This window comes from Streptomyces sp. NPDC048411, assembly GCF_040704695.1.
In the GTDB taxonomy this organism is placed as follows: domain Bacteria; phylum Actinomycetota; class Actinomycetes; order Streptomycetales; family Streptomycetaceae; genus Streptomyces.
In genome coordinates this window covers 14495-36261 of record NZ_JBEZKL010000044.1, presented here as the reverse complement: position 1 = coordinate 36261, position 21767 = coordinate 14495, and the positions used below count along the sequence as shown (strand labels likewise).

Sequence of the window (21767 nt, the reverse complement as noted above, 5' to 3'; positions counted from 1 at the left end):
ACAGGAGGGGGAGTCGTGGCGAAGACCGCGCTCATCACCGGCGTGACCGGGCAGGACGGCTCGTACCTGGCCGAGCTGCTGCTCGACAAGGGGTACACGGTCCACGGCCTCATACGCCGCTCGTCGAGCTTCAACACCGAGCGGATCGACCACATCTACCAGGGCCCGGAGGAGGAGGACCGGTCCTTCGTCCTGCATCACGCGGATCTCGCCGACGGAGTCGCGCTGGTGAACCTGCTGCGCGACATCCAGCCCGACGAGGTCTACAACCTGGGTGCGCAGTCGCATGTCCGGGTCTCGTTCGACGCGCCGCTGTACACCGGCGACATCACCGGGCTCGGCACCATCCGGCTGCTGGAGGCGGTCCGCGCCAGCGGCATCGACACCCGGATCTACCAGGCGTCGTCGTCCGAGATGTTCGGTGCCACTCCACCGCCGCAGAACGAGACGACCCCGTTCCATCCGCGCAGCCCGTACAGCGTCGCCAAGGTCTACTCGTACTGGGCGACCGTCAACTACCGTGAGGCGTACGGAATGTTCGCGGTCAACGGGATCCTCTTCAACCACGAGTCCCCGCGCCGCGGCGAGACGTTCGTGACCCGCAAGATCACCCGCGGCGTGGCGAGGATCAAGGCGGGGCTCCAGCAACACCTCCACCTCGGCAATCTCGATGCCGTACGGGACTGGGGTTACGCCCCCGAGTACGTCGACGCGATGTGGCGGATGCTGCAGTGCGACTCGCCGGACGACTACGTGGTGGCCACCGGTGAGGGGGTCAGCGTCCGGCAGTTCCTGGAGTTCGCCTTCGAGCATGCGGGGCTGGACTGGCGTGACCATGTCCGTTACGACGCGAAGTACGAGCGTCCCAGCGAGGTCGACGCCCTGATCGGCGACGCCACCAAGGCCGAGGAACTGCTCGGCTGGAAGCCCGTCGTGAAGGCGCAGGAGCTGGCCAGGATCATGGTCGAGGCGGACATCCGGCAGCTCTCCGACCAGCTCACCGGGGCAGCCGTGCGGGTGGACCGATGAGAGCGCCAGGACGTCTCGGACGCAGTGGCGTGTACGCCGCCGTCCTCGCGCTCGCCGCGGGCGCCCTCACCGCCTCGGCGGCCACCGCTCCCCCGGCTGCGGCGCTGACTCCCCCGGTCGGCTTCACGGCCGACAACCTGACCACCTATCAGACCAACGGGATCGTCTGGGCGCTCGCCGAGGCGAACGGGGTGGTGTACGCGGGCGGCACCTTCGCCAACGTACGGCCGGCCGGTGCCCCGGCGGGCAGCAGCACGACGCCCGCCGTCAACTTCGCCGCGTTCAACGCGGCCACCGGGGCGCCCACCGGCTGTTCGCTCTCCTTCACCCGCAGCAGCGGCACCGCCACGGTCCGGGCGTTCGCGCTCTCCCCGGACAAGTCCACGCTGTACGCCGGTGGATATTTCAACGCCGTCAACGGGACGGCTGCCAACGGTCTGGTGGCCATCAACACCGCGACCTGCACCCTTCGTCCGGGGTTCGCGCCGAACTTCGGGGCGACCGTGCGGGCGCTCGACGTGGCCGCGAACGGCACGGTCTACGCCGGCGGCGACTTCCAGACGATCAACGGCCAGACCCGGCGCTTCTTCGGCGCCGTCACCGCGGCCGGTGCCGTGACCGCGTGGAACCCGGACGCCGACGATCCCGGCCGGGCGATCAAGATCACCCCGGACGGCCGGAACGTCCTGATCGGCGGCGACTTCTTCACCGTTGGTGGCGCCGCCTCGCACGCGCTCGCGGTGACCGACGCCGGCTCGGGCGCTCTGACCCGCGCCTACACCGGCAACTTCATCCCGTCCACCGCGGTCATCAAGGACATCGTCACCGACACCGCCTCCGACGGCTGGTACGTCGCGGGCGAAGGCACGGGAGGCGGCTCCTTCGACGGTCGGCTCGCGATGCGGCTCGGTACGTTCGACCAGCGCTGGCGGGACACCTGCCAGGGGGCGACCCAGACACTGCGGGTCTACCGGGGTGTGCTGTACGCGGGCAGCCATGTCCACGACTGCTCCACCATGGGCGGCTTCCCGAACCAGGTCCGCAAGCATCTCACCGCCCAGTCCGTCGACAATCCGGCGATGCTCGGCTGGCTCCCGGATACCAATGACGGGATCGGTGAGCCGGTCGGGCCGCGCGCCCTGACCGTGTCCTCCCGCGACGGCCGCGACTTCCTGTGGGTGGGCGGCGAGTTCACGACGGTCAACGGGGTCGCCCAGCAGTCACTGACCCGGTTCGCGAACACGCCCGACACGGGCGCGCCGTCCGTGCCCGCCGTCAGTGTCTCCGCTCCCCGGCCCGGTGAGGTGAAGGTCCGCTGGCGGTCCGGTCTGGATCTGGACGACAGCCTGCTCACCTACCGGGTCTACCGCGACGGCGGCTCGACGCCCGTGTACACCACGCAGGGGTCCTCGCTGTTCTTCAGCCGTCCGCAGCTGACGTTCACCGACACCGATGTGGTGGCCGGCCGGACGTACTCGTACCGGATCACGGCGAGCGACGGGACCAACACCAGCGCCCTGTCGGCCGCCGCCTCCGTCACCGCGGCCGCGTCGGCGAGCCCGTACCAGGAGCGGGTGCTCGCGGACGGTGCCGGTCTGTACTGGCGCTACGACGAAGCGGGCGGGGCGTTCGCCGCGGACGCCTCGGCCGGTGACGACGGCGGGGTGTACATGAACGCGCCGACGTACCGGTCCACCCCGTCCGCGGTCGCCGGTTCGGCGGCACTGTCGCTGAACGGCACGGACGAGTACGTGTACAGCGACCGTCTGCACCACTACACCTCGCCGACGCCGTATTCCATCGAGACATGGTTCCGGACGAACACCACGCGGGGCGGCCGGATCGTCGGCTACGGCAACAACATCGGCACCGCCCAGGGCCACACCAGCAGCATCTCCGACAAGCTCGTCTACATGACCGATGACGGGCGCCTCGCCTTCGGTGTCCAGGTCGGCAGCACCAGCAGCAGGCCCACCCTCACCACGACGGCTTCCTACAACGACAACACCTGGCACCATGTCGTCGCCACCCAGGGACCGTCGGGCATGCGGCTGTACGTGGACGGGGCGGCCGTCGGCTCCAACACGACCGCGGGCAACCGCTCGTACAACGGGTACTGGCGGGTTGGCGGCGACGCCATGCCGACCACCTGGCCGAACCGTCCCACCAGCACCTACTTCGCCGGGCAGGTCGACGAGACCGCCATCTACCCGTCGGCGCTGACCGCCGCCCAGGTCGCCGCGCACCACGCCCTGGCGGACACCCCGCCCGGCCCCGGCGACACCACCGTGACGCTCACTCCGGACGACGACGCGTACGTCAACAGCGTCGCCCCGAACACCAACTACAACGACAACCAGCTCGCCTCGCGCGGCACCACGGCGTATCTGAGCTATCTGCGCTTCACCGTGCCCGCGGCCCCGGCCGGACAGGTGCTCAAGAGCGCCCGGCTCACGTTCCGCACGTCGTCGGACTCGACGGCGGGCTCATCCGACAGCCACACCGTGGTGCCGGTCACCGGCACCTGGACCGAGTCGGCGGTCACCTACAACACCCGGCCGTCGCTCTCCCCGACCGTGCTGGGGACCATCACCGGCGCGGCCTCGGTCTCCACCGACTACTCGGTGGAGCTGAACGCGCCGGCACTGGGCGGAGCACTCGGCTCCGTCTACTCACTCGCCCTGACCAGCAGCGGGACGGACAGTCTCCGCATCTGGTCGAGCGAGGTATCAACCGCGGCCTACCGGCCGCAGCTCGTTCTCACCTTCGGAGCTGAATGATGAACGGAAGTACGGGGCGCAGACGTGCGGGACGTGGCCGGGTGCGTGCCGCGTCCGCAGCGCTCTGCCTGCTCGCCGGAGCCCTGACCGCGACCGCGGTCGGGGCCTCCCCGGCGGCGGCTCTCACGCCGCCGGTCTCCCTCACCGCGGACGACCTCTCCACCTGGCAGACCAACGGCATCGTGTGGTCGATGGCCGCCACGGGCGGGGTCGTCTACGCCGGCGGCACTTTCTCCACTGTCCGTCCGCCGGGCGCGGCGGCGGGCACGTCAGAACAGCCCGCGGTCAACTTCGCCGCGTTCGACGCGTCGACCGGCGCACCGACCGGCTGCAGCCTGTCGTTCACCCTCTCTTCCGGAACAGCGACCGTACGGGCCCTCGCACTCTCCCCCGACAACACCACGCTGTACGCGGGTGGGCAGTTCGGCGCGGTGAACGGGGTCGGCGTCAGCAATATCGTCGCGATCGACACGGCGACCTGCATCCCGCGCCAGGACTTCAAGGTCGCTGTCTCCGCAACCGTCCGGGCCCTGTCCGTCACGGACGACACCGTCTATCTGGGCGGTGACTTCAACTCCGTCGCGGGGCAGACCCGGAACAAGTTCGCCGCGGTCACCACCAACGCCCAGCTGAAGCCGTGGACGGCCAACACGGACGAGGTGGGCCGGGCCGTCCAGGTGACACCCGACGGACAGCATGTGCTGATCGGTGGCGACTTCTTCACCGTCAACGGCACCACGTCGCACGCCCTCGCCGTCGTGGACGCCACGACGGGTGCGATCACCAAGAGCTACCCGGGCTTCATCCCGAACGCCTCCACGGTGCAGGACCTGACCACGGACGACACCGGCTTCTACACCGCCAACGAAGGCACCGGAGGGGGTGTCTTCGACGGACGGATCGCGCTGAACCTCAGCAACTTCGAGCAGCGCTGGCGGGACACCTGCCTCGGCGCCACGCAGGCCGTGCTGGTCCACGACGGGGTCCTGTACAGCGGCAGTCACGCCCATGACTGTGCCAGCATGGGCGAGTTCCCGGACCAGCCGCGCAAGCATCTCCTCGCCCAGTCGGTGAACGATCCGAAGCTGCTGCCGTGGTTCCCGGACACCAACGACGGCATCGGGGAGCCGGTCGGGCCGCGGGTGATGGCCCAGACCGACCGGGGCGGGCACCACTACCTGTGGGTCGGCGGTGAGTTCACCACGGTCAACGGCGCCGCCCAGCAGGGCCTGACCCGGTTCGCCGACGGTCCGGACACCGGAGCCCCGTGGGTGCCCAACGTCAGCCTCTCCACGGTCGCCGCGGGCACGATCGAGGTCAACTGGCAGACCAGCTTCGACACCGACGACGGCGAGCTCACGTACCGCATCTACAAGGACGGTGCGAGCACCCCCGTGTACACGACCACGGGAAGCTCGGTGTTCTGGGACCGGCCGCAGCTGAGGTGGACCGACACCGACGTGGCTCCGGGCGAGACGCACACGTATCGGATCAGCGCGAGCGACGGCACCAACACCAGCGCCAAGTCCCCTGCCCAGACCGCCACTGTGGCCTCCGCGGCCGAGAGCTACCCGGCCAGGGTGCTCGCCGACGGCGCGTCGCTGTACTGGCGGTACGACGAGGGGACGTCGACGTTCGCCGCCGACACCGGGACCGGCCTGGACAACGGCTTCCTGCGCAACGCCCCGTCCTACCGGCAGACTCCGGCCGCGGTCTCCGGACCGTCGACCGCGATCGGCTTCAACGGCACGAACCAGTACGCGTACAGCAACAGACGGCACGCGCAGCCGGCCAAGTTCTCGGTGGAGACCTGGATCAAGACGACCACCACCAAGGGAGGGAAGGTCATCGGCTTCGGCAACCTGACCATGCAGAACAGCAACCAGTACGACAAGCATGTGTACATGCTCAATGACGGGCGGCTGACCTTCGGCGTCTACAGCGGCGGCACCCGGACCATCACCACCTCCGGGGCCTACAACGACGGCGCCTGGCACCATGTCGTCGCCACCCAGGGCAGCTCCGGCATGGCGCTGTACGTGGACGGGCAGCTGCGCGCGTCCAACATCCTGTACACCGCCAACGAGAGCTACAACGGGTACTGGCGGGTCGGCGGGGACAACCTGGCCAGTTGGCCGAACCGTCCGACGAGCGACTTCTTCGCCGGGCAGATCGACGAGACCGCCGTCTACCCGACCGCGCTCAGCGGCTCCACGATCAGTGCCCACTACGCCCTGAGGACGGGTGGATGAGGTATCCGTTCCTGGCCGGCGCCGCCGTCGTCGTACTGACGGCGGCGCTGGCCGCCTGCGGATCGTCCTCCGACGGGGACCACCGGGAGGCGGGCGGTGCGAAGCCGTCGGGCGCCGAGTCCCCCGTCGCGGGGGCGGCGGCCGGGCCCGACGCCGACGCGTCCGCCGGCCCGTCGGCGAAGAAGACGAGCGAACCACCGAAACTGCCCACCGACGAACTCACCCCGGCCACCGGCTCCTTCACGAAGAAGCAGAAGGAGTATCTGGTCGACCGGGTGCCCAAGGGCATGGATCCGGCAGCGGTGCTCCAGACCGGCCAGGAGACCTGCGACAAGCTGTCGTACCTGCTCAAGGTCGACAAGGACCTCGCGGTCGCGGCCATCGTCACCGGTGAGGTCGCCGGTGCGAAGCCCGCTGCCGCGCACCTCTGCACCGACCACCAGGACCTGGTGGACCGGGCCTCTCTGGGGTACGCCGACGGCACGTACAGGAACCAGCAGATCCGGCCGGGCCGCTACTACGCCGTCACTCCCACGAAGAGCTGCACCTGGCAGGTCACGGGGGCGGGCGGCAAGAACCTGGCGTCGGGCACCTCCGGCTCCGGGAAGCGGGTGGGGATCACCGTCGCGAAGACGGCCCGCGCCTTCACCTCCACAGGCTGCTACGCCTGGCTGCCCGAAGGAGACAAAGAATGAGCAAGCTGCCGATAGCCGTGGCGATCCCCACGAAGAACGAGGGCCTCAACATCGCCGAGGCGGTGAAATCGGTCCTCGGTCACTTCGAGGCGGTCGTCGTCGTCGACTCGCACAGCACCGACGACACGGCGAAGATCGCCGAGAGCTGCGGCGCCGAGGTGGTCACGTACACCTGGGACGGCGGCCATCCGCGGAAGAAGCAGTGGTGCCTGGAGAATGTCCGCACGGACCTCGACTGGATCCTGCTGCTCGACGGCGACGAGCGGCTCAGCCCCGGTCTGCTGGACGAGCTGCGGCAGATCTTCGCCGATCCCGGGGCACCGAAACCGGCAGCGTACGACATCCCGCTGGGCTACTGGTTCTCGGGGCGGAGGCTGCGCCACGGGTACACCATCCGCAAGCGGTCCCTGACCGACCGGACCCGGTGCCACTATCCGGAGGTCGGGGATCTCGCGGCGCCCGGCATCGGCGAGGTCGAGGGGCACTACCAGCCGGTCGCGCCGACGGCGGGTACGCTCCGCAACCCGATCGAGCACCAGGACCTCGACCCGGTGTCGGCGTGGTTCGAGCGGCACAACCGCTACTCGGACTGGGAGGCGTGGCTGGAGCACCATCCGGACGTCAAGGAGCAGGTCCGGAAGGTGAAGTCGCGCCAGGGGCAGCTGTTCCACAAGGCGCCGTTCAAACCACTGGTGTCGTTCGCGTACATGTATGTCTACCGGCGGGGCTTCCTCGACGGGCGGGCAGGCTTCGACTTCGCACTGGCGATGAGTTTCTACCGGTGGCAGATCGCCCTCAAGTCCCGTGAGAGCAAGGTGGGATGAGCCGGCCGCACCGTCTCCGGTGTCAGCGGGCTGCGGCCTTCCGGCGGACCACGTCCTCATAGGTCCGCCGGAGGGTCTGCCCCACGGCCTTGATGGTGAAGTGCTCATTGACCAGCTGCCACGCGGCGTTTCCTGCTTCGGCGTTGGCCTTCGGCTCCAGGAGTTCGAGGATCGCCTGCGCGACCTTCTGGGCGTTGGCTTCGTCCTCGCCGACCCGGCTGTCGATCACCCGGCCCGCCCCGGCCTCCGCGACATCGGGGCCCAGCCCGCAGGTGCGGGTGATCACCACGGGCGTACCGACCGACATCGCTTCGAGGACCGAGACCCCGAGGGGTTCCTCGATCGACGGCAGTACGTACACGTCGGCGCGCCGTCCGGCGGCGAGAACCTCTTCGTGGCCGAGCGGTCCCACATGGTCGAGCGACTCCAGCACGCCCAGCCTCGCGGCCAGTTCCAGCGTTCCGGGGAGCGCTCCGGTGTCCGGTCCTGCCAGCACGAACCGGGCTTCCGGGTACTTCGCAAGGACTGCGGGCATCGCGGCGACGAAGTCCTCCGGGCGCTTGCGCTCCTGGATCCGGGCCAGGAAGAGCACCGTGGGCGGCTGCCCAGGGTCCCGGGTGGGCTTGCGCTTCTGCGGGCGCACGCCGTTGACCAGCCGTACGGTGCGGTTGAGCGGCACCGGGGCGGCCACGGCATTCACATCGAGGCGCTCCATCTCGGTCAGGTGCAGCACCGCGTCGGCGCCGCGCAGCACCTTCCGCACGCCCAGCAGATCAGTCAGCTGGGCGACGCGCTTCTCGGTTGGGTCCACCATGCCGTGCGTCTGGACGACGAGCGGGCGGTGCAGGGCCAGCGCGAGGAGGGCGGCGGGCAGCGTCACCAGGTCGCGCATCAGATGGACATGGACGATGTCCGCCCCGCGCATCCTGCGCCGGGCGGCCAGCAGCAGCGCGCCCGAGGTGATGCCGCTGACCTCGAACATCGGCAGGAGGTGGCGGGCCCGGAAGAGGTGGGCGGGCACGCCCTCGACCTCGCTCGGCAGCTCGCCGTCGAAGCCGTCGCCGAGCGCCATGATGCGGGCGTCGTCGCCGTGGGCACGCTGGACCTTCGACAGGTTGAGCGCCACCCGGGTCGGACCGCCGAACGCATGGTCCGGAGTGTGCAGTGTGACGATGTGCAGGATCTTCACCAGGGTTCCCCTCGACCTCGGCCTACTCTTCACAGAGTAGTCATCCTGATTACCCCAAGTGGGTTGATTCGTTAGAGTGTTCACCGGTCCACGGAACGGGGGACGTATGACGTCCGTGCACGAGACGGCGCCGTCCCCACCCCTGCAGCGGGGTGGCGGTGGCCGGCGGGTCCAGCCTCCGGCGAAGCCTATGTCCTGGGCGATGCTCTCGCGGGCGCTGGCCGTACCGCTCATCCTCGGCCTGGTCTGTTTCCTGCCCGCAGTGATCGCCGCCCAGCCGGGCACGGGCATCCGCGACACCGCCTACTGGCTGCAGCTCGTGCTGACCTGCTATGCGGGTGCGCGGCTGGCCACAATGATCCTGTCCACCGGACGGCGGCTGCTCCAGGGCGTCTTCTGGATGTTCGTGTACATCGCGATGGGGGTGGCTCCGTTCGCCCAGGCGGTCATCGGCCAGACCCCGACGCCGATGGTCGGGCCGCGGTCGGACCTGGTGACAGCGATCTCGCTGATCCTGGTGGGCTGCGCGGCGTTCGACCTCGGTGCACTGCTGGCGTCCCGGCGGCCGCTGCGCCGTCGCACAGCGATGCGCAACGGGGGCGGTCCGGCCACCGCGCACCGGATCAGGCTGCGGCTTCTGGTGCTGCTCGCGTTCGCCGCGAGCGGGTACTACATCCTGAAGCTCGGCGGGCCCGCCATCTTCTTCACCAGCCGCCAGGAGATCAGCGCCACCGTCGCCGTCAGTTCGGTCGCGTCCCCGGAGTCGAACGTGGGATCGGCCTTCCTCAAGGGCTTCGGTACGGTGCCCGCCCTGTTGGCGCTGCTGTTCTACACCCGTCGGCTGGTGACCTCGCGGCGGGCCCGGCGCTCCCCCTCGACGGTTCTGGTCTGGCTGGCGCTGGCGATCCTCAACCTCATCGTCAACAACCCGATCTCCAATGCCCGTTACTGGTTCCTGACGGTGCTGGTCTCGCTCCTTTTCACCGCGTTCCCGAGCAGCGCCGCGATGTACCGGTCGATGCTCGCGATGGGGGTGGTCGGGGCTCTGGTGCTGTTCCCGTACGCGGACCGGTTCCGGTACGACGACGCCGGGTACCGGCCGGTGCAGTCGTCGTCCGTCTTCGAACCACTGGCGACGAAGGATTACGACCAGACGGTGATGTTCGCGAACACCATCTCCTGGGTCGACACCCGTGACCACACGTATGGGCGTCAACTCGTCGGCTCCGCACTGTTCTTCGTGCCGCGGGCGGTGTGGAGCGGCAAGCCGGAGGACACCGGGGTCCGGGTCGGCCAGTGGATGGGGATGAACATGACCAACCTCTCGGCGCCGCTGTGGACCGAGTTCTGGGTCGACTTCGGCGCGCCGGGGATGGTCGGCGGTCTCGCACTGATCGGGTACGCCGCCGCGCGCACCGACCGCCGTTACGCGCTGGCGGTCTCCCGGGACGGTCCCGGGCCCGGAAGTGTCCTGGCCATCGCGGCGCCGCTGATCGCCGGGTACACGTTCATCCTGCTGCGCGGACCGCTGCTGCAGTCCGCCGGGAAGCTGGCCATCGGAGCCCTCTGTCTGCTACTGGTCACGAGCTTCAGGGGCCGGGGCGGGCCGCGGACACGCTGACCGGAGGCGGCGCGGGTGCGGTGCGGCGGTGCAGCCCGGCCACCCGGATCCAGGTCGCCACCGCCTTGCAGACCGATCCCAGGCACAGCCCCCAGGCGGCACCCGGCACGCCGCCGACCGCGTAGCCACCCGCCAGGAACGCGACGGCGGCGAGCGAGAACACCACCTGGATGGAGAGGGTGGTGCGCGGGTCCAGCATCCGCAGCGCCAGCAGCCCGCAGGTGCCGACGGCCATCGCCGTGTACTGGCTGCCGGTCGCCGGCAGCAGTGCCGCCGCTGTGGGCCAGGTGTCGCCGAGCAGATGGCGGCCGACACCATCGGGCAGCAGCGCGAGCGCGGTGGCCCAGACCGCGGCGGTGGCCGCCAGGACCGCGGCCAGACCGGCGATGGCGCGTATCCGGCGCCGCTCGGAGCCGATCCGTCCGAGCAGGGGCGGGCCGAAGCTGGTGGCGGAGGTGAACAGCACGTTGAGTGGTCCGAAAAGCGTGGTGGCGCCGCGCAGCGCGCCGACGACCAGGGGGTTGCCGAACACACCGAGTCCGAGAACGGAGAGCTGGCTGGTCGCGTTCCCCACGCCGAACTCGACCACGAACCGCCGCCCGAGGTGCCCTCGCCCCATCAGGACCTTCAACCTCCGCTGCGTACCGGCGACGTAGCGGCGCAACAGGACAGCGGAGAGCAGCAGCGCGGGCAGCGCGGACAGCCCCCAGACGGCGACGAGCCGTGCGGCCGGGGCGCCGTACGGCTGGACGGCCAGGGCACCCAGCACACAGGCGAGCCGCAGCACGTCGCTCGCCAGGGCCAGGTGCGGCCGCTGCAGGGTGGAGAAGGCGTAGCGCATGGCGTCCTGTCCGAGAACGACGGGCAGGACGAGTCCCAGCACCATCAGGGCGCGTGCCGTGTCCCCGGGCACGAACAGGCAGACCGCGGCCAGCAGCGCGCCGAGGGCCGACGCGGCGAGCAGGGTGAACGCGACCGCCGATCTGCAGGCGCCGCGCACCTCGTCGTCGGCGCCGCGCCGCAGCACGAGCGGCTGTCCGGTGTAGGCGCCGGAGATCCCCAGCAGCACCGTGAAGACGAGGTACACGGCCGAGAAGCGGGCGAAGTCGGCGACGGTGGAGAGCCGGGCGGCCACCACCAGCACCAGGATGTTGGTGAGGGCCGCCACCCCTTGGTCCGCGACGGAGCTGGCGACTGCGGCGCGTGCTCTCACCTGCGCCCTGCGGAGGTGTCGAAGGTGCGCAGCCCGAGGGTTTCGGTGGGGTCGCCGGTGTGCTGAGAGCCCTCGGGTCCACCGCGGCCGTCCTGACCCGGCCGTCCCCCGCTGGTGCGGCGCCTGCCGGACTTCCGGCGCGCCCTGCGCTCGAAGCGGCCGCGCCCGGGATGCAGCAGGGTTCCGAGTACGGTACCGCCGGCCGCGCCGATGATCTCGCGGATCCGTTCCAGGTCGCTGCGGTGGACTTCGCGCGGGTCGCAGACCACCACGACGCCCTCGACGCGGTCGATGAGGGCGACGGCGTCGGCGTACGACAGCACGGGCGGCGCCAGCACGATGACCACGGATCCGGGGCGGTCCGCCTCGGCGACGATGCGGCTGACGGGCGCCGAGGTCAAGGCGCGCGGCACATTGTCGATCCGGCGTCCGGCGATCAGGGCGAAGGCGCCGGAGCCGGGCACGTCCACGTTCGTACGGCTGTCCGACGGCCAGGCGCGGTCGTCACCGTCCGCGGCCCAGCGGGGCCTTCCCTGTACGGCCGGGCCGAGGTCGCGGGCCAGGGACGGGGTACGGAGATCGGCCTCGACGAGGAGTACGTCACGGCCCATTTCGGCGAAGGCGGCTGCCAGGTTGACCGCCGCGGCGGTGGCCGCTTCGTTGTCCCCGCGCGGAGCTGTGACGAGGAGGCGTCGGCGCTGTTCGAACGACGGGTCGTAGGCGAGCCGGAACGCCACCGCCCGATATTCCTCGGCGAGCCTGCTGCCGCTTCGCCCGATGGCGAGCAGCGCCCCCTGGGAGCCGCGTTCCTTCGGCAAGGTGCCGAGCAGCGGGGCGCCGAGCGAGCGGACCAGCTCCCGGGTGGAGCGGACCGCCGGGTCGAAGACGAGACGCACCCAGGACAGCAGCAGACCGAGCGCCAGTCCCACGACGCCGCCGAGCCCGAGCAGCAGGGGCAGTCCCGCCCCCGTGGGCCTCTCCGGTGCGACGGGCTTCTTGTTGAGATAGCCGGGCGTGGTGTCCAGTGCGCGCAACTCCGATATTTTTCTGCTCAGTTCGGAGATTGCGACCACCAGGTTGGCGCGGGCGCTGGTCACGTCGTCGCCCCTGGTCCCGGTCGACTCGCCGGCCAGCTTGTCGCGCTGTTCGGTGAGCGGCTTAAGCTGGGCGCGGTAGCCGTCGACCATGTTGCCGATGCTGTTCTCGGTGCGCTCCCTTCGTATCTCGAGATAGGCGTCGGCGAGTGCCTCGGCCCGCTGCTTGGCCAGAGCGGGGGTGCGGGCGGTGTAGGAGAAGCGCAGCACGAGGGTGTTCGGCGGGTTGGTGACCTGAAGACCGGCGAGCAGTGTCCCGACCTTCACCCGGTCGTCGCTCCGTGCCAGGGAGCGGGCGGCGATGGTGCCCACCGCGTCGCTGATCGCGGTCTGCCGCTCGGAGCCGATGTTGATCCCCTTGTCGGCGGAGGCGCCGGTGGCGAAGGGGTCGGAGGTGGCGTTGCGGACGAACACCTCGCCGGTGGCCGTGTAGCTCGCCTCACCGCTGAGGGCGAGCCAGCCGCCGCCGAGCAGTCCGACGACCACGCCGACGGCGAGGAGTGTGCGGTAGCGCAGGAGTTGCCTGAACTGGTCGCGCAAAAGGGCGGGTTCGTCCTGCTCCTCCAGCGCGCGGATCGGATGCGTCATCGGCGTGGTCTCCCTTGTGGGTCTTCGAGGACCTCGGTGAGCAGGGCGTCGAACCGGGCGAGGCCCGCTTCGCGGCTCAGGTGACGTGCGACGTACTCCGGCCCGCGGGCGCCCAACGCGTCCGCCTCGGCCGGTCCCTCGACGAGCTTCCGTACGGCTGCCAGCAGCGCGCCGGGGTCCTCGGGTGCGACCAGGATCCCGGCACCGGAGCGACGCACCTCCTGGGCGGTGCCGCCCTCGTCGGCCACCGAGGCGACGACGGGGCGGCCGGAGACGAAGTACGAGGTGAGTTTGGACGGCACGCTCATGTCGAGCACGGATGCGCGCTGTGTCACCGCGAGGACGTCGGCGGCGGCGAGGACGTCGGTGAACTCGTCTGCACCGGCGGGCGGCAGGAAGTCGAGGTTGGGCAGGCCGGCCGCGCGGGTGCGCAGTTCCTCGCGCTGATTGCCGTCGCCCATCAGCACGACGCGCACATCGGGGGCCAGTCGGGCCACGTCGACGAGGACGTCGAGTCCCTGCTTGAGTCCCATGTTCCCGGAGTGCAGCACCACCGGGGTGTCGGCGTGCCAGCCGAGCCGGGCGCGGGTGGCGGCACGGTCGGCCGAAGGCCGCTGGACATGACTCCAGTTGGGAACCAGACGGACGCGTCCCGGGTCGACGCCGTAGGCGGTGACACGGGGGACGAAACTCTCGTGGATGACGCCGACGAGGGAAGCGGAGCGGAGCGCGTACCGCTCGGCCCTCGCGGCGACGGCCGCCGCCCGGTCCCCGCCGCGGATGCCGCTCTGCGCGGCGGCGGCGCCCATCAGGTCCTGTACGACGGGTATGTACGGGACCCGGTGGCGGCGGGCCAGCCTGGCGCCGATGACACCGCCGGCCAGGCTCGGCATCTGGGAGACCACCGCGTCCGGCCGGGACCCGGGCGGTGCGAGCAGGCCGTGCGCGAGCACGGTTGCCTCGAACGCGCCTCTGCGGAGGGCGGTCTGGCGGGGCGGCACATAGTGTCTTCGCCGGTGGACCAGCACCCCGGCGCGTTTCTCGGCAGTCCGCCAGACCCCTCGATACTCGGCATCCATGCGCCAGGAAGGGTAGTGCGGCATGCCGGTGAGGACGTGGGTCTCCGCTCCGGACGCGGCCCAGTGCTCGGCGAGTTGTGCGGCGTACGGGCCGATTCCGGTCAGCTCCGGCGCATAGTTGGTCGACACCACGAGAAGCCTGCGATACGCGAACGGCTTGTCGTGATCAGCATGGGACATCGGACGATCACCTTCCCCCGCTACAGCCTCTGTTCCCCCGAGGGAACAACCCCAAAAGTGAGCTTATCCGTTCACGTGATGCGCAAGTGGTCTTCACAGTAAGGTCATTGCACCATCAGCACGGATACCGATATCCCGCAGGACCGGATGCCATGTCCGGACACCTGTGACCGGAACACGGACATCATGTTCACCGTGGGGGGAGACAACGGATGGTGCACAGGGTCGGCTACGCGCCGGGGGTCTACGACCTGTTCCACGTAGGGCACCTGAACATCCTGCGGCATGCCCGCAGCCAGTGCGACTACCTCGTGGCGGGGGTCGTCTCGGACGAGATGGCCGCGCTCGCCAAGGGCCACAGGCCGGTGATCCCGCTGCCGGAGCGGCTGGAGATCGTCCGCAGTGTGCGCTATGTGGACGCGGCGTTCGTCGAGACCGTTCCCGACAAGGTCGAGACGTGGCAGCAGGTCAGGTTCGACGTCATTTTCAAGGGGGACGACTGGCGGGGCACGGAAAAGGGGGAACGGCTCGAACGCGACTTCGCCGAGGTCGGTGTGGAGGTGGTCTACTTCCCGTACACCGTGCACACGTCCAGCACCCAGCTGCGCCGGGCGCTGGACACCCTCGTCAGTCCTCAGCCCGGAGCACTTTCAGCTCCCTGAACCACTTGACGAGGAACGCCACGAGGAACAGCGCGTGCACGACGGCGAGTGCGGCATAGCCGATACGGAACGCGGTCTCGTCGCCGTACAGCAGAAACACCAGGCAGAACACCCCGTAGTCGGCGGGGAGCAGTGCCACGGCCCGCACCCGGGACACCGGGGCCGGGGCCGTGGCACGGCCGGCCGGTGCGGGGCGGGCGGCCGCCTTGCCGAGCTGCTCGCGCAGCAGCCCGGCGCAGAAGGTGAGCACCGCGACGAACAGGAAACCCAGCGGCAGCAGCAGCCATCCCTCGCCGGGCAGCTGCGCGAACCGGTGGAACGAGATCAGTACGGCGGTGTGTACGAGGATCAGCTTGGCGCAGTCCACGACATGGTCCAGCCACTCTCCGTCCGGCCCGCCGCGTCCGGTCAGCCGGGCGAGCTGCCCGTCGGCCGAGTCGAAGGCGAAGCCGACGGCCAGCCCCGCATACACGGCGAAGGCGAGCCCCCAGGAGGGCCGGACCAGCGCCACCGAGGCAACTGCGGTGAAAGTGAAGGCCGCACTGACCAAGGTGACTTGATTGGGCGTGAGCCCGATCCGGTAAGCGCCCGCGGCAAGCACACGCCCGGCCGGGCGGTTGACGTACCGCGAGTAGAGCGACACACCTTTTGCGGTCTTCTGCGCGCCGCGCAATTCGCGCAGCACCGTGCCCGTGGATCCCATCCGCCCCCCAGCGTCCAGCCGTTCCCGCAGCGCCGGCGGAACACCGAAAGCGCTGTGGTCGGAGCCGCATCATGGCACGGAGAACCTCTGTCAGGTGAGCACTCCCTCGGTCCCGGCCCGGCAGGCTGTCGGCTCAGGCGGGCGCGGACCTGCATTCCGGGTGGCCCCATCCGTTCGGATTCTTCGCGATCATGTCCTTCGCCGCGTACGGCTTTCCGCAGTGGCAACGCCCGGCGAACTTGGCCCGGATGGTGCCTCCGGTGCGCGTGGGGCGTGCCGCGCCCGCCGTCTTCCTCTTCGCCGCCGCGCCGCCGCTTCGGCTCTCGGTCGCCCTGGCCGGTGCGGGCGTCGGCGGCGGGGAGCCGTGCTCCGTACCAGCCGCCTGCTGCGTCACGGCTGCCTCGCTGGCCGCTTGGTCGGCAAGGGCGTTGAGCGGATCCCCGTCCACCTGATGGGCCGGCACATAAACGAAGCGGACGGTCCGGCCGCTCAGCAGACCGTCGATGCGGACCACCAGCTCCTGGTTGGCCACGGGCTTGCCGGCCGAGGTCTTCCAGCCGTTGCGCTTCCACCCCGGCAGCCACTTCGTCACCGCGTTCATCGCGTACTGCGAGTCCATCCTGACCTCGGTCTCCACGGCCGGATCCGTGGCCTCCAGCAGCGACTGGAGTGCGGTGAGCTCGGCGACGTTGTTGGTCGCGGTGCCCAGCGGCCCCGCCTCCCAACGCTGCGGAGTCCCCTGCGCATCGGCCACGACCCATGCCCAGGCCGCAGGCCCCGGATTCCCCTTCGATGCCCCGTCACACGCGGCGATGATGCGCTCGTTCATACCCTTGATCATGCCAGCGCCGATCCGGTCCACGGACCCACAGGCGGCCGGTAACGCAGCGTAACGGTTCGGCATGCGGTGAAAGCCGGACGCTGGTTCTCTGAATGAGCCCGCTCTTCCCTACCGTCCTAGGAGTGACGATGAGCGTTGCAGGCGAAACCAGTGGCCGCGCCCAGGAGATGCGCGACAAGGCCCGGCATCTGACCGAGGCCGCGGAGCGCGCGACCGACCCGGAGCAGCGTCAACGGCTCCAGGAGAAGGCGCGGAAGCTGCAGGAGCAGAGCGAGCAGCTCGGCAACCTGGGCTCCGGCGACACGCGCCGGCCCAAGTAAGCAGCCGTACCACGTGAATGGTCGATGGTCTGCCGCTCTTCCATGAGTGAGCGGCAGGCCATCGGCCTCGCTTCCGTTCAGCCACGATTCAGACCCCGACACGTGCCGTGGCCGCGCTTTGCTTCACGTACTCCGGGTAGCACCGGGTGAAGCGGACCGCCAGAACCAGCAGGGCGACGGGGATGATCCAGTTGAGCCGGCCCGTCCCGGACGTCATCGGGCCCGCGTCGGTGCGAGAATCGCGCAGACCGCGAACACCACGCCCCGGACGAGGCGTTCTGGCTCCGACAGACGGCGAACGCCTACGACACCTTCCCCGGTGGCGGCGACGTCGTGCTGGAGTACATCCAGTGGGCGCACCTCTCCTTGGGCGCCCCGACCAGGGAGAACGCCCGAACCCCGGCGGTCTGTGCAGGCGTCCACCGACCGTTCGGCGGCACGGTGCACCGTACGCAACTGGACGCCTCGCGCATCGAACTTCTCTGGATCGAAGAACATCTGATCAGTCATCAATAACATCCTTCGCCGTCGCCGCGGGGGCCGGCGAGGTCCACCCGCCGCCCGGCGAGTGCGACGCGATCCACCAATAGGACACCGAGGGCAGTACCGGAACTCGAAGCCGTGGGGGAACACCACCGACCGTACAGAAGCAAGCAGTTGACTGATCGTCATCTTCGCCGACAACCCGGGATCGGCTTCGGTCGCCCGGGTCCGCGTCTCTGTACACGTGCCGCTGGGCCTGCACGGCAACTGGCTCCCCACCGAGGAGCGGACGCTCGAAGACGGTGACCGGCGGTTCGTCAAGGCGGCGGTCACGGAAACCGGCCGGCGGTCGCTCGACCGTGGCTGGGCCTTCCAGCGGGCGGTACCGCTCAGGGCCTGCTCGAACGCGTGGAGCACTCGGGTGACCGGCAGCGCCCGGAAGCGCGCGATGGCGCTGTCGGGACTGGAGCGGTTGCGCTTCGCGTACAGCACCTCGCCCCCCATGCCGACATCACCACTGCACACCTGTCACGCACAGTGATCCCGCGGAGTGGTTCACGACGATGCGCCGGTTCGCTGCCGAATGGCGGACGGCAGCCCGTCCCCTGTTCTGCACCGGGCAGCGATGAGTTTTCGGCGCTGAATCAGTCGGTATCGGTGGACATACCCCTATGCCGAGGAGGCAACGATGACCAGCGAAGGCTTCACCACGTGCCTGTGGCTCGACGGGCAGGCCGAAGATGCGGCGGACCACTACATGTCGATCTTCAAGAACTCGAAGCTCGGCAGGGTGGGCCGCTACTCCGAGGCCGGGCCGGGTCCGGCCGGTTCCGTTATGGCCGTCGAGTTCGAGATCAACGGCCAGAAGTTCGTCGCACTGAACGGCGGACCGCAGTTCACCTTCAACGAATCCATTTCGTTCCAGATCCCCTGCGACGACCAGGAGGAAGTGGACTACTACTGGAGCAGGCTCTGCGAAGGCGGCGAGGAAGGTCCTTGCGGGTGGCTCAAGGACAAGTACGGCGTGTCGTGGCAGGTCGTGCCGAACGTACTCATCGACTGGATCGGCGACCCTGATCCAGTGAAGGCGAGCCGCACCACCGAAGCCATGATGACGATGAAGAAGCTCGACATCGCCGCACTTCAGAAGGCCCACGCGGGGGTTTGAGGTCCACAGGGCAGTCGAGGCCGCGCGGTCTCCTCAGGGCTCGGTGTGCTCGGTGACCGCGCGGACCTGCGGTGTTCCGAACACCTGGTGTCCGCCCGTGGCCAGCATCCGTATCTCACCGAGTTCGCTGATCTCCGCGCGGACGATTCCCGTCTCGTCCTCGTAGATGGGGTAGCCACCGGCCCCCTCTTTCGCGGTGCGCCGAACGATCACGGTGTCGTCCTCGACGGCGGACGCCTGAAATACCAGCTCATAACATTCCGGGTAATCCATGGGTGGCTCCGGACCAGAATCGGCGGCTGCGAGTGCCCTGCCTGCGTCTTCCATTGTCGCCCACAGCAAGGCGACGTGCCTCAGGACGGTTCCGTCGCGGTCGAGGAGTCGGCCTGCCGTGGAGCCCTGGAGTGCCTTGCCGCCGGTGATGGATGCCGGCGAAGGGGCGGCTGCACAGGCGGCCGGCACCGCGGCCGACGGCTGCAGTGGTGCCGCACCGCACCCGTCACCATGACGGTCGGCCGGGCGCACGGTCCAGGACCCCTGGGCAGCCGCCCCGTAGGCGTCCGGTTCTACCGACGCTCGAGCGAGCCCCGAACGAATGCGGCCTGGCCGACATGCTGCAGGTCGTCCGCGATGACGCTGATCAGCCGGACGCCGAGGGTGACCGGCGGCGACCAGGCCTCGTCCACGACGCGTTCCAGCGACCTGGCGTCCAGCCCACGGATGAAGTCGACGCTCCGCCCGTGGACCGCGTCGTGGTAGCCGAGCAGCAGTTCTGGCGAACCCACCTGCACGGACGCGACCTGTTCACTGCTGTGCCCGTATCCGGTGGCTCCCTCCTCGAAAGGCAGGTCGAATCGGGCGGCCCAGTCCTGGGAGAACCAGACCTGTTCCACATCGAACGCGTCCGAGACATGGTCGTCCTGAATCCGGGTGAGGTGCCACACCAGCCATGCGATCGAGTTGGCGCCCTCGTCGAGCCGCACGTGCAGGTCGTCGGCGGAAAGACCCTCGACCGCCGAGTGCACCGATTCCTGGACTCGTGTGAACGCATCCGCCAAAAGGTCCGCGCTTTTCATGCGATCACCATCGCCGCTTCCGCACCTGGGCCCTGCCATCGACACGCGTCGATGAGCGCCGCCGGTCCGGCGCCGGTCGTCCCGTCAGTGCCGTCCGCACCGGCGCCGCCGACGCCGGGTCGTGCACCCGCCTCCCCAGCGTGAAGCCGCGCCCAGGAAGCCGATCCCCATCCCCAGCATCCACGAGTCCTTGGCCAGCGGGATGCCGATCTGCGTAGGTCGCAGACTGCCGGGCTCCCGCATTCCGGGGATCCGGAGGTACAGGCCGACCAGCCCGCCGGAGAACCCGGTCAGGGCAAGTCCGGCCAGTGGGGTCGGAACGAAGGGAGCAAGCAGTGTTCCGCCGACCGCGATCTCCGACCAGGCGAGCAGCCGGGTGAAGCGCTGTGCGTCCAACTTCTTCAGGAACGGGTAGGCCACGCAGGCCGTGCCGTGCACGCCCGCGGCCGTCTCCTCGTCCGCTTTCAGTTTGCTCAACCCTGAGTTCAGGATGAACGCTCCAGTGGCAAGGCGCGGGGCCACATCGCGTGTTTCCACTTTCATGATCATGAGAGTCTCCGTCGATCAGCTGCTCGGCCCCTCGTCGACCTTAGCCAGAAGGCGGCAAAGGCGCCTCGCGGAGAGGTTCCGCCTCTCGGTGCTGGATCACGCGTGCCGTCTCTGCCCGGGCGCCCATCGGTGTCGCTTCGGCCGCGTGCCGCGCGTTCCGCCGTTCGCAGGAAAGCGGAACCCCCGGGGGAACGACGTGTCCGCCGAGGCGGGTCGTTCGAGTGCGGGGGCTCCGCCGACCAGTGGGTGCGTCATTCAGGTCGTCGCGTGAGCCGGAGGCGCCTGCGCACCGGGACTTACCGGCGAGCCGGCCCGCCGGTGCGCAGGCGCGATCGACGCGTGCGGTCAGCCCGCGTTCTTGACGAACTCGGTGGTGTAGGTCTTGTCGAGGTCGACCTTGGCGTTCTTCAGGTTCGGGTTGAAGGACTTCAGCACGCGCTCGACGGTGGCGGGGCCGTCCGCGGGCATGACGCCGTCCGTGGTGAACATGGGCAGCGTGCTCTTGATGGCCTGCGCGTAGAGAGCCGTGCCGCCGCCCTGCGCGTAGTCGGCGGGCATCTTGGCCGCGATTTCGTCGGCGCTGTGCGTAGACATCCACTTCAGCGTCTTGACGAAGGCGTTGGCCAGCTTCTGGACGGTTTCCTTGTGGCTGTTCACCCACTCGGTCTGCATGTAGAGGCTGGAGGAGGGGTAGAGCCCGCCGAGCGCCTGCTTGGAGCCTTCCGGGGTGCGCATGTCGATGAGAATCTTGCCGAGCTTCTTGTCCAGGATGGTGGCGACGGTCGGGTCGGTGGTCATACCGCCCTGGATGGAGCCTTGCTGGAGGGCGGAGATGAAAGTCTGCCCCGCTCCGACCGCGACGGGTGTGAACTGACTGGTCTGCACACCGCTGTTGACGGCGAGGTACTTCGTAAGGAAGTCGGTCGAGGAGCCGATGCCCGTCACTCCGAGCTTCTTGCCCTTGAAGTCCTTCGCCGACGTGATGTCGCCCGCCGCCTGGTTGGAGACGATCTCGACTTCGCCGGGAGCGTGTGAGAACTGCACGACCGACTCGACCTGCTTGCCCTTCACCTGAAGGTCGAGGGTGTGGTCGTAGAAGCCGACGGTGCCCTGCACATCACCGGAGACCAGGGCCGTCTCGGCCTGGACGCCCGCGGGCTCGGTCAGAAGCTGGACCGAGACCCCTTCGTCCTTGAAGTAGCCCAGGCGCTCGGTGAGCATCGCGGGCAGGTAGATGACCTTGTCGAGGCCTCCCACCATGATCTTGACCTTGACGTCCTTGTCGCCGGAGGCGGAAGTGGAGTCTCCGCCACATGCGGTCAGAGTGGTCAGGGCGAGTGCGCCTGCGACGGCGGCGGCCGAGATCCGGGTGTATCTACGCATCAGTTTCACGTCCTTGTGAAGAAGTAAATGGGATGGCG

Annotated in this window: 21 protein-coding genes; 10 read left to right on the top strand and 11 right to left on the bottom strand. The window is 69.4% G+C overall.

Annotated elements, in window-relative coordinates; genetic code table 11:
• Positions 1-15 precede the first annotated feature (15 nt).
• From gmd to AB0915_RS17840, 5 genes are read left to right on the top strand one after another with little or no spacing between them, the layout of a single operon-like run.
• On the top strand, positions 16-1029 hold the full coding sequence (gmd, locus tag AB0915_RS17860; protein WP_366691980.1) for a GDP-mannose 4,6-dehydratase: 1014 nt from the start codon (positions 16-18) through the stop codon (positions 1027-1029).
• On the top strand, positions 1026-3809 hold the full coding sequence (locus AB0915_RS17855) for a LamG-like jellyroll fold domain-containing protein (protein WP_366691979.1): 2784 nt from the start codon (positions 1026-1028) through the stop codon (positions 3807-3809). Before gmd ends, AB0915_RS17855 begins: the two co-directional genes overlap by 4 nt.
• Positions 3809-6061, top strand: a complete 2253-nt coding sequence (locus tag AB0915_RS17850; RefSeq protein WP_366691978.1) for a LamG domain-containing protein — start codon at positions 3809-3811, stop codon at positions 6059-6061. The genes AB0915_RS17855 and AB0915_RS17850 overlap by 1 nt, the downstream gene beginning before the upstream one ends.
• Positions 6058-6756, top strand: a complete 699-nt coding sequence (locus tag AB0915_RS17845) for a hypothetical protein (protein WP_366691977.1) — start codon at positions 6058-6060, stop codon at positions 6754-6756. The genes AB0915_RS17850 and AB0915_RS17845 overlap by 4 nt, the downstream gene beginning before the upstream one ends.
• Positions 6753-7580, top strand: coding sequence for a glycosyltransferase family 2 protein (locus tag AB0915_RS17840; RefSeq protein WP_366691976.1), 828 nt, complete (start codon positions 6753-6755; stop codon positions 7578-7580). Before AB0915_RS17845 ends, AB0915_RS17840 begins: the two co-directional genes overlap by 4 nt.
• A gap of 22 nt (positions 7581-7602) precedes the next feature.
• Here AB0915_RS17840 and AB0915_RS17835 read toward each other — a convergent pair whose 3' ends face one another.
• Positions 7603-8769: a glycosyltransferase gene (locus tag AB0915_RS17835; RefSeq protein WP_366691975.1), complete on the bottom strand. Its 1167-nt coding sequence runs from the start codon at positions 8767-8769 to the stop codon at positions 7603-7605.
• A 190-nt stretch (positions 8770-8959) separates the two neighbouring features.
• Here AB0915_RS17835 and AB0915_RS17830 point away from each other — a divergent pair, with 190 nt between their 5' ends.
• Positions 8960-10390 (top strand): hypothetical protein, encoded by a 1431-nt coding sequence (locus tag AB0915_RS17830; RefSeq protein WP_366691994.1) that lies wholly within the window; start codon positions 8960-8962, stop codon positions 10388-10390.
• On the opposite strand, the gene AB0915_RS17825 is transcribed toward AB0915_RS17830, so the two are convergent.
• From AB0915_RS17825 to AB0915_RS17815, 3 genes are read right to left on the bottom strand one after another with little or no spacing between them, the layout of a single operon-like run.
• Positions 10359-11603: a hypothetical protein gene (locus tag AB0915_RS17825; protein ID WP_366691974.1), complete on the bottom strand. Its 1245-nt coding sequence runs from the start codon at positions 11601-11603 to the stop codon at positions 10359-10361. The genes AB0915_RS17830 and AB0915_RS17825 overlap by 32 nt on opposite strands.
• On the bottom strand, positions 11600-13285 hold the full coding sequence (locus tag AB0915_RS17820) for a lipopolysaccharide biosynthesis protein (protein WP_366691973.1): 1686 nt from the start codon (positions 13283-13285) through the stop codon (positions 11600-11602). Before AB0915_RS17820 ends, AB0915_RS17825 begins: the two co-directional genes overlap by 4 nt.
• Positions 13282-14544, bottom strand: coding sequence for a glycosyltransferase (locus tag AB0915_RS17815; protein ID WP_366691972.1), 1263 nt, complete (start codon positions 14542-14544; stop codon positions 13282-13284). The genes AB0915_RS17820 and AB0915_RS17815 overlap by 4 nt, the downstream gene beginning before the upstream one ends.
• A 212-nt stretch (positions 14545-14756) precedes the next feature.
• On the opposite strand from AB0915_RS17815, the gene AB0915_RS17810 reads away from it, so the two are divergent.
• On the top strand, positions 14757-15206 hold the full coding sequence (locus tag AB0915_RS17810; RefSeq protein WP_266989053.1) for an adenylyltransferase/cytidyltransferase family protein: 450 nt from the start codon (positions 14757-14759) through the stop codon (positions 15204-15206).
• Here AB0915_RS17810 and AB0915_RS17805 read toward each other — a convergent pair.
• Entirely contained in the window at positions 15172-15909 is a 738-nt protein-coding gene (locus AB0915_RS17805) for a CDP-alcohol phosphatidyltransferase family protein (protein WP_366691971.1), read from the bottom strand. The genes AB0915_RS17810 and AB0915_RS17805 overlap by 35 nt on opposite strands.
• A gap of 133 nt (positions 15910-16042) precedes the next feature.
• Complete coding sequence (locus tag AB0915_RS17800) at positions 16043-16738, bottom strand: ribonuclease H (RefSeq protein ID WP_366691970.1); 696 nt, start codon at positions 16736-16738, stop codon at positions 16043-16045.
• Between the two features lie 140 nt (positions 16739-16878).
• Here AB0915_RS17800 and AB0915_RS17795 point away from each other — a divergent pair, with 140 nt between their 5' ends.
• Positions 16879-17070: a DUF6381 family protein gene (locus AB0915_RS17795; protein ID WP_358862302.1), complete on the top strand. Its 192-nt coding sequence runs from the start codon at positions 16879-16881 to the stop codon at positions 17068-17070.
• An 88-nt stretch (positions 17071-17158) separates the two neighbouring features.
• Here the strand turns inward: AB0915_RS17795 and AB0915_RS17790 are convergent, their stop codons facing one another.
• Positions 17159-17287, bottom strand: coding sequence for a hypothetical protein (locus AB0915_RS17790; RefSeq protein WP_366691969.1), 129 nt, complete (start codon positions 17285-17287; stop codon positions 17159-17161).
• Between the two features lie 510 nt (positions 17288-17797).
• On the opposite strand from AB0915_RS17790, the gene AB0915_RS17785 reads away from it, so the two are divergent.
• Both AB0915_RS17785 and AB0915_RS17780 read left to right on the top strand, forming a co-directional pair.
• Positions 17798-18094, top strand: coding sequence for a hypothetical protein (locus tag AB0915_RS17785; protein WP_366691968.1), 297 nt, complete (start codon positions 17798-17800; stop codon positions 18092-18094).
• A gap of 147 nt (positions 18095-18241) precedes the next feature.
• Positions 18242-18721, top strand: coding sequence for a VOC family protein (locus AB0915_RS17780; protein ID WP_366691967.1), 480 nt, complete (start codon positions 18242-18244; stop codon positions 18719-18721).
• A gap of 33 nt (positions 18722-18754) precedes the next feature.
• On the opposite strand, the gene AB0915_RS17775 is transcribed toward AB0915_RS17780, so the two are convergent.
• The 4 genes from AB0915_RS17775 to AB0915_RS17760 form a co-directional block, all read right to left on the bottom strand.
• Positions 18755-18994 carry a DUF6296 family protein gene (locus AB0915_RS17775; RefSeq protein WP_366691966.1) on the bottom strand — a complete coding sequence of 80 codons (240 nt, stop codon included), beginning with the start codon at positions 18992-18994 and terminating at the stop codon, positions 18755-18757.
• Positions 18995-19287: 293 nt separating this feature from the next.
• Positions 19288-19797, bottom strand: a complete 510-nt coding sequence (locus AB0915_RS17770; protein ID WP_366691965.1) for a DUF664 domain-containing protein — start codon at positions 19795-19797, stop codon at positions 19288-19290.
• Positions 19798-19881: 84 nt separating this feature from the next.
• Positions 19882-20346, bottom strand: a complete 465-nt coding sequence (locus AB0915_RS17765) for a hypothetical protein (RefSeq protein WP_366691964.1) — start codon at positions 20344-20346, stop codon at positions 19882-19884.
• A 345-nt stretch (positions 20347-20691) separates the two neighbouring features.
• Positions 20692-21729: an ABC transporter substrate-binding protein gene (locus tag AB0915_RS17760; RefSeq protein ID WP_366691963.1), complete on the bottom strand. Its 1038-nt coding sequence runs from the start codon at positions 21727-21729 to the stop codon at positions 20692-20694.
• Positions 21730-21767 lie beyond the last annotated feature (38 nt).

Coding starts and splice junctions, on each gene's coding strand:
- AB0915_RS17810 (WP_266989053.1), top strand. CDS start 14,757: ATGGTGCACAGGGTCGGCTACGCGCCGGGGGTCTACGACCTGTTCCAC.
- AB0915_RS17770 (WP_366691965.1), bottom strand. CDS start 19,797: ATGAAAAGCGCGGACCTTTTGGCGGATGCGTTCACACGAGTCCAGGAA.
- AB0915_RS17805 (WP_366691971.1), bottom strand. CDS start 15,909: ATGGGATCCACGGGCACGGTGCTGCGCGAATTGCGCGGCGCGCAGAAG.
- AB0915_RS17760 (WP_366691963.1), bottom strand. CDS start 21,729: ATGCGTAGATACACCCGGATCTCGGCCGCCGCCGTCGCAGGCGCACTC.
- AB0915_RS17845 (WP_366691977.1), top strand. CDS start 6,058: ATGAGGTATCCGTTCCTGGCCGGCGCCGCCGTCGTCGTACTGACGGCG.
- AB0915_RS17795 (WP_358862302.1), top strand. CDS start 16,879: ATGAGCGTTGCAGGCGAAACCAGTGGCCGCGCCCAGGAGATGCGCGAC.
- AB0915_RS17850 (WP_366691978.1), top strand. CDS start 3,809: ATGAACGGAAGTACGGGGCGCAGACGTGCGGGACGTGGCCGGGTGCGT.
- AB0915_RS17840 (WP_366691976.1), top strand. CDS start 6,753: ATGAGCAAGCTGCCGATAGCCGTGGCGATCCCCACGAAGAACGAGGGC.
- AB0915_RS17820 (WP_366691973.1), bottom strand. CDS start 13,285: ATGACGCATCCGATCCGCGCGCTGGAGGAGCAGGACGAACCCGCCCTT.
- AB0915_RS17780 (WP_366691967.1), top strand. CDS start 18,242: ATGACCAGCGAAGGCTTCACCACGTGCCTGTGGCTCGACGGGCAGGCC.
- AB0915_RS17830 (WP_366691994.1), top strand. CDS start 8,960: ATGTCCTGGGCGATGCTCTCGCGGGCGCTGGCCGTACCGCTCATCCTC.
- AB0915_RS17855 (WP_366691979.1), top strand. CDS start 1,026: ATGAGAGCGCCAGGACGTCTCGGACGCAGTGGCGTGTACGCCGCCGTC.
- AB0915_RS17815 (WP_366691972.1), bottom strand. CDS start 14,544: ATGTCCCATGCTGATCACGACAAGCCGTTCGCGTATCGCAGGCTTCTC.
- AB0915_RS17765 (WP_366691964.1), bottom strand. CDS start 20,346: ATGATCATGAAAGTGGAAACACGCGATGTGGCCCCGCGCCTTGCCACT.
- AB0915_RS17800 (WP_366691970.1), bottom strand. CDS start 16,738: ATGAACGAGCGCATCATCGCCGCGTGTGACGGGGCATCGAAGGGGAAT.
- AB0915_RS17775 (WP_366691966.1), bottom strand. CDS start 18,994: ATGGATTACCCGGAATGTTATGAGCTGGTATTTCAGGCGTCCGCCGTC.
- AB0915_RS17790 (WP_366691969.1), bottom strand. CDS start 17,287: ATGACGTCCGGGACGGGCCGGCTCAACTGGATCATCCCCGTCGCCCTG.